At 51.7% G+C, this 6,221-nt stretch carries 6 protein-coding genes; all 6 read left to right on the top strand.

Going from position 1 to position 6,221, the window contains the following annotated elements:
• Window positions 1-185: 185 nt before the first annotated feature.
• Window positions 186-377, top strand: coding sequence for a hypothetical protein (locus ACTQ33_RS16845; protein WP_441465650.1), 192 nt, complete (start codon window positions 186-188; stop codon window positions 375-377).
• 95 nt (window positions 378-472) lie between these two features.
• On the top strand, window positions 473-1,984 hold the full coding sequence (locus tag ACTQ33_RS16840; protein ID WP_441465649.1) for a recombinase family protein: 1,512 nt from the start codon (window positions 473-475) through the stop codon (window positions 1,982-1,984).
• 56 nt (window positions 1,985-2,040) lie between these two features.
• On the top strand, window positions 2,041-2,571 hold the full coding sequence (locus ACTQ33_RS16835) for a DUF3991 and toprim domain-containing protein (protein ID WP_441465648.1): 531 nt from the start codon (window positions 2,041-2,043) through the stop codon (window positions 2,569-2,571).
• Window positions 2,553-4,391, top strand: a complete 1,839-nt coding sequence (locus tag ACTQ33_RS16830; protein ID WP_441465647.1) for a type IV secretory system conjugative DNA transfer family protein — start codon at window positions 2,553-2,555, stop codon at window positions 4,389-4,391. The genes ACTQ33_RS16835 and ACTQ33_RS16830 overlap by 19 nt, the downstream gene beginning before the upstream one ends.
• Window positions 4,392-4,393: 2 nt before the next feature.
• Window positions 4,394-4,651, top strand: coding sequence for a helix-turn-helix domain-containing protein (locus ACTQ33_RS16825; RefSeq protein ID WP_441465646.1), 258 nt, complete (start codon window positions 4,394-4,396; stop codon window positions 4,649-4,651).
• Between the two features lie 328 nt (window positions 4,652-4,979).
• A complete protein-coding gene (locus ACTQ33_RS16820) occupies window positions 4,980-5,852 on the top strand; it encodes a tyrosine-type recombinase/integrase (RefSeq protein WP_441465645.1) in 873 nt (290 codons plus the stop codon).
• The last annotated feature ends 369 nt before the right edge of the window (window positions 5,853-6,221 follow it).

Here is a 6,221-nt window from a genome sequence, read left to right as displayed (position 1 = left end):
TAGCGAGGTGGCGGCGTACCTTTTTTGTCCTTTTGCTGTTCCATTTTTTTCGCCCCTTTCTATTCCAGTTTACGACTGATTTTTCTGTCCGTCAATTCGGGTATGGGGGCATGACCGTATCCCGCCGGATATACTGGCGGAACTGAAACGGCAGCAGCGGCAGCATGGAAAGGAAAGGTGATTTTATAAGCAATATCAGATACAAAAAGGAAATCGAAGTCGTGACTTTTCAAGGTAAAGAAATCACGCTGGAAAACCTCTCCCCGGTGTTTACGCCGGAGCAGGAAGCGGTCAAACGCCGGGAACTGGAGCAGCAGCTTTATGAGGTGTTCCGCAAGTATGCCGATAAGCGGCGGAATGAGGAAGCCGGGGCGTAAGGTTTTCCGAAGCCATCGTTGATTTGCGGGGCTGCTGGCGGTATAATCATAGTGTCAGCAGCTCCGTTTCTTTTTTTAAGAAAAGGAGCGACAAAATGAATAACAGAATAGACGCGATCTATGCAAGACAATCGGTAGACAAAAAGGACAGCATTTCCATTGAAAGCCAGATTGAGTTTTGCAAATATGAACTGAAAGGCGGGAACTGTAAAGAGTACAAAGACAAAGGGTATTCCGGGAAAAATACGGAGCGTCCAGAGTTTCAGCAGCTTATGCGTGATATTGAAAGCGGCCTTGTGCGGAAAGTAATTGTCTACAAACTTGACCGTATCAGCCGTTCCATACTGGACTTTGCGAAGATGATGGACTTCTTCCAAAAGTACGAAGTGGAGTTTGTGTCCTCTACGGAAAAGTTTGATACCTCCACCCCGATGGGGCGGGCGATGTTAAATATCTGTATTGTGTTCGCCCAGCTGGAACGGGAAACGATACAGAAGCGGGTGCAGGACGCATGGCACTCCCGCTGCCAGCGTGGTTTCAAAATGGGCGGTAAAACGCCCTACGGCTTTCGGACAGAGCCGTATGTAATGGACGGGGTACGCACAAAGAAGCTGGTAATCGAGCCAACCGAAGCGGCCTTTGTCCGGCAGATGTATGAGATGTACGCTGACCCGCAGGTATCGCTGCACGACATCACAAAGAAGCTGACGGCGGACGGTATGCGCACTTACCACGGCAGGCCACTGTCAAGGGCTACCTTGAGCGTCATTCTCCGTAATCCGATTTATGTCATGGCTGACCTTGATATATACGAGTTTTTCAAGAGCCAGGGGACGGATATTTACAATGACGCCGCCGACTTTGCGGGGACAAACGGCTGCTATTATTATCAGGGCAAGGGCAACACGGAGGACAAGCATAAACACCTGCAAGGGCAGACGCTGGTGCTTGCGCCCAGCGAGGGGTTTATCCCGTCTGAACTGTGGCTGAAATGCAGAAAAAAGCTGCTTGCCAGCCATACTTACCAGCCTGCAAGGAAAGCCAGGAATACATGGATGGCGGGGAAAATCAAATGCGGAAAATGCGGCTATGCGCTCATGTCGGCGCACTCTAACGGTATTCTTTATATGCGCTGCACCGTCCATGCGGACAGCGGGGCCTGCCCCGGCTGCGGCTGTGTAAAGCTGCACGAACTGGAAGCGGTGGTCTATGGGGCTATGGTGAAGAAGCTGAAAGATTTTAAGACGCTGACAGGCCGGAAAAAAGCGGCGAAAATCTCCCCGAAGCTGGCGGCAAAGCGGCTGGAACTGGCGCAGGTGGAAAGCGAGATTGAAAAGCTGCTTGACACGCTGACGGGAGCAACCCCGGTCTTGCTCTCCTACGCAAACAGCCGGATTGAGGAACTGGACGCAAGGCGGCAGGACATTTCCAATGAGATTGCGAAGCTGTCTGCGGACGCTGTGCCAGCCGAAAAGATAGAAAGCATTTCCGGCTATCTGGACGACTGGGAGAATGTCAGCTTCGAGGACAAGCGGCAGGTGGTGGACGCATTGATAACCGTTATCCGGGCAACAAACGAAAAGGTAGAAATCGAATGGAAAATCTGACGGGCTAACCCCCGCCGTACCTTATCCTTTTGTGCCCTTGTCTATATTAGCGAAGTGTGGTAACCCACTTCGCCAGGGAAAAGCTCTTGTATGAAGATGCGAAATACCACAATGCAGTATTCGTAGGCACAGACGAAGAAGGCATCCCACGCCACGCCCACAAGCGGAGTACCAACAGCTACGGTAAATCCTTCCGGCTCAATGTGGAGGGCTGTGATCCCCGCTACAGTTTTCACCACATAGGCACAGATGGGAGCCTCTATGTATTTGAGGCTCCCATCGATATGCTATCCTACATCACGCTCTATCCGGAAGACTGGCAGCGCCACAGCTATGTGGCCTGCTGTGGTACCTCCATCCAGCCGGTAGTGAAGATGCTGGAGCGGATGCCGCAGATCCACACCGTGCTGCTTTGCATGGACAATGATGAGGCGGGCCACCTGGCCAACCAGCGCATGAAGAACCAGTTGGAAGCAAACTACACGGTGGAACGGCTCGTTCCGGAAAACAAAGACTGGAATGATGATTTAACCGGAATCAGAGAGCAGAAATGCGAGGTGACGGCGCCATGCCAGAGTTTTGGATAACTCTGTTTGAGAAGATCAAAGACGCAAAGGTTGCACTCCTAATTCTGGTCGGCGCCGGAATCTTTCTGGTGCTTGGTGGTCTTGCGACGCTGTCCCATACCTACACCCTGAGTGGTATCAAGTCCAGAACGGTGGGCGACGGGCAACACGGTACCGCAAGATGGGCCACTGCCAAGGAGATCAAGCGAATCTATGCCCATGTTCCATTCCGGGTCAGGGAATGGCGCAGCGGTCGTAACCGCCCCGCAGAGCAGGGGCTGGTGCTGGGGTGCAAGGGTAAAAAGGGAAAGCTCATCGCCCTGGTGGACAGCGACGATATCCACTGCCTGCTGATCGGTGCTTCCGGTATCGGCAAAACAGCATACTTTCTGTATCCCAATCTGGAATATGCCTGTGCCAGCGGCATGAGTTGGCTGGCTCTTGACAGCAAGGGTGACCTGGCTCGGAACTATGGAACCATTGCCAAGAGGTGCTATGGGTACAACATCTCCGTCATCGACTTGCGAAATCCCACTCGCTCGGATGGCAACAATCTGCTGACGCTGGTCAACCGATACATGGACATTGCCAGAAGCGACCCGAACAACCTTGCGGCCCGTGCCAAGGCAGAAAAATACACAAAGATCTTGTCCAAAACCATCATCAACCCGGATGGTGATAACAGTAACCGTGGCCAGAATGCCTTCTTCTACGATGCCGCGGAAGGTCTGCTCATCTCTGTCATCCTGATGCTGGCCGAGTTCCTGCCGCCCGATGAAAACCATTCCCAGGAGCGTCGCCATATCGTTTCTGTGTTCAAGTTGGTACAGGATCTTCTGGAACCCAGCGGCATCAAGGGCAAGAGTCACTTCCAGCTCTTGATGGGTAAGCTGCCGCCGGAACACAAGGCACGATGGTTCGCTGGAGCCGCCCTCAACAGTGCGGAGCAGGCCATGGCCTCCGTCATGTCCACAGTACTGTCTCGGCTAAATGCTTTTCTGGACAGCGAGCTGGAGCAGATCCTGTGCTTTGACAGCGCCATCGATGCTGAGAAGTTCGCCTCGGAGAAGTCCGCCATCTTCCTGATCTTGCCGGAGGAGGACACGACCAAGAATTTCATGGCGGGCTTAATGATTCAGAATCTCAGCCGGGAGCTGTTTGTCGTGGCCGATGAGAACGGCGGTAAGCTGAAGAATCGGGTGGTGCTGTTCTGCGACGAGTTTGGAACCATGCCGCCATTTGACATTCTGCCCCTGTTTTCTGCCGGTCGTTCTCGCCGGCTGACACTGGTACCCATCATTCAGTCGCTGGCGCAGCTGGAGAAAAACTACGGCAAAGAGGGCTGCGAAATCATTCAGGACAACTGCCAAGACACCATCTTCGGCGGTTTCGCTCCCAACAGCCAGACCGCAGAAGTCCTGTCCAAAGCCCTCGGCAGCCGCACCGTCCTCTCCGGCTCCGTGAGCCGTGGCAAGAATGACCCCAGCCAAAGTTTGCAGATGATGGAACGGGCACTGCTCACACCTGACGAGTTGAAATCCATTCCCAAGGGCAGCTTTATTGTCATGAAAACCGGAACCCATCCTATGCGGACCCGGCTCCAGCTCTTCCTGAACTGGGGCATTACCTTTGGAAAGCCGTACACCGTGCCGGAACGGGCCAACCGAGCGGTGGCCTATGCCAACCGGGTGGACCTGGAGTCCCACCTTCCGAAGTCCTCTGAAGCGCAGGAGATGGGTGAAAGCAGTGCGGAGCGTGTATACCACCGCAATGCTCGTTCCGATGTGCAGGAGCAGTGGGGGAAACGAGAGAAGCGGGCAAAGACGTTCGAGGAGGGATAAACATGAGTTACTTTGATACGATCTACGCTGATGAGCGACTGCCCCATAGGGCTAGGGCAGTCTATATGTACTTGAGAGACCGTTGCGGACGGAAAGAAAACTGCTGGCCGGGCATCCGGACCATTGCGGCAGATCTGCACCTGTCTCGCAGCACTGTAAAGCGGGCGCTGAACGATCTGGAGCGGCACGGGTATCTGCGCCGGGACCCGCGCTACCGGGATAACGGTGGTCGAACATCCAATCTCTATACGGTGCAATAGAGAAACGGGCGCACCTTCCCGTAAGGGAAAGTGCGCCCGTACGCTGGACCGAGGCGTGGTTCACAATGGGTCATCCAGAAGAAGCAACAAAATTTAGAGAGTGAATTCAGAGATAAGAAAAAGTAACCAGACCGATGTCCGGAAGAAGCCTAAGAATGTTGTGGCTGTAATGCCAAGTTGTTTCAAGCGCTACTCTAATGACAACGTAGTGCAGCTGGTGGCAGGTGCTACAAATACCTAAAAAAATAAGGGAATATATAGACCCGCTACAGGATATGGCTCAGATATTCCGTTAAAATAATGATATGCCACAAGGAGGGATATCATTATGGAACAGCAAGATATGAAATTGACCCGGGAGGAGATTGGGCAGTATGTTGTGTATTTGCGGGAACAGGAGCGGACATCCGGCACAATATTAAAATATGAGCGGGATTTGGAGCAGCTGCGATGCTGGCTGAACGGACGTGGCGTGGACAAGGAAACGTTGATTGGCTGGAAGGAAACACTGCTGGTGTGTCATGTGCCGACGTCGGTCAATGGGATGCTGGCCTCTGTCAATGGATATTTGCGATATAGGGGGCGTGGAGATCTGTGTGTGCGTCCAATTCGCATCCAGCGAGCGTTGTTTTTAGATGAACAGAGGGAGTTGGAACGGGAGGATTACTGCTTGCTGGTGGAGGCGGCGCAGCGGCTTGGGAACCAGCGGCTGGCGCTGATGATTCAGACCATCTGCGCCACGGGGATACGGGTGTCGGAGTTACAGTATATTACGGTGGACGCGGTGCGAACCGGCCGGGCCGAGGTGGAGAACAAGGGAAAACGGCGGACGGTGTTCTTGCCGGAGCGATTGCGGGAACTGCTGTGGGAATACCTCAGAACGCAAACAAACACCGCCGGAGCGGTGTTTGTCACTCGAAATGGGAAGCCGTTGGATCGCTCCAACATCTGGCGGGAAATGAAAGGGCTGTGCCAATGGGTTGGAGTGGAGCCGAAAAAGGTGTTTCCGCACAATCTGCGGCATTTGTTTGCCAGAACGTATTATGCGTCGGAGAAGGACCTGGCGAAGTTGGCTGACCTGCTGGGACACAGCAATATCAATACCACACGCATTTATACAGCGGAGAGTGGTGCAGAACATGCCAAACAGCTGGAGGAGCTGAATCTGATTATCACAAAATCATCATTTTGTTGTAAATAAGCATTATAAAACAGGGCGCATAATATCTATAATTATACAACTATTGTCTTAAAATTCAAGTATTTTGCAAAAAATTCTATAAAAAAGTTCGAGTACCAGATAATTCCACAATGTAAAATTACATAAAAAACATATGGCTGAAACTAAAAAATTCCTGGTTTTGTTTTAGAAATAAAGCAAAACCAGGAATTTTTATTATTATTTATATCAGGTTATTTACAACAAAATGATGATTTTGTTGTAAATAAGTAATTTATGTACTATAAATGAGCAAAACTGTCGAAATGCACATAATCAAGCAACATAAGCAAGTAGTTGTTCCAAGGGCAGATGATTCACACCACATTGGTATAGGAAGACGATCTTCTC

Origin of the sequence: Candidatus Avoscillospira sp. LCP25S3_F1 (genome assembly GCF_052117125.1) — a bacterium.
Lineage (GTDB): Bacteria > Bacillota > Clostridia > Oscillospirales > Oscillospiraceae > Avoscillospira_A.
The sequence above is the reverse complement of the archived record's forward strand: the minus strand, read 5'-3'. Positions and strand labels throughout refer to the sequence as shown.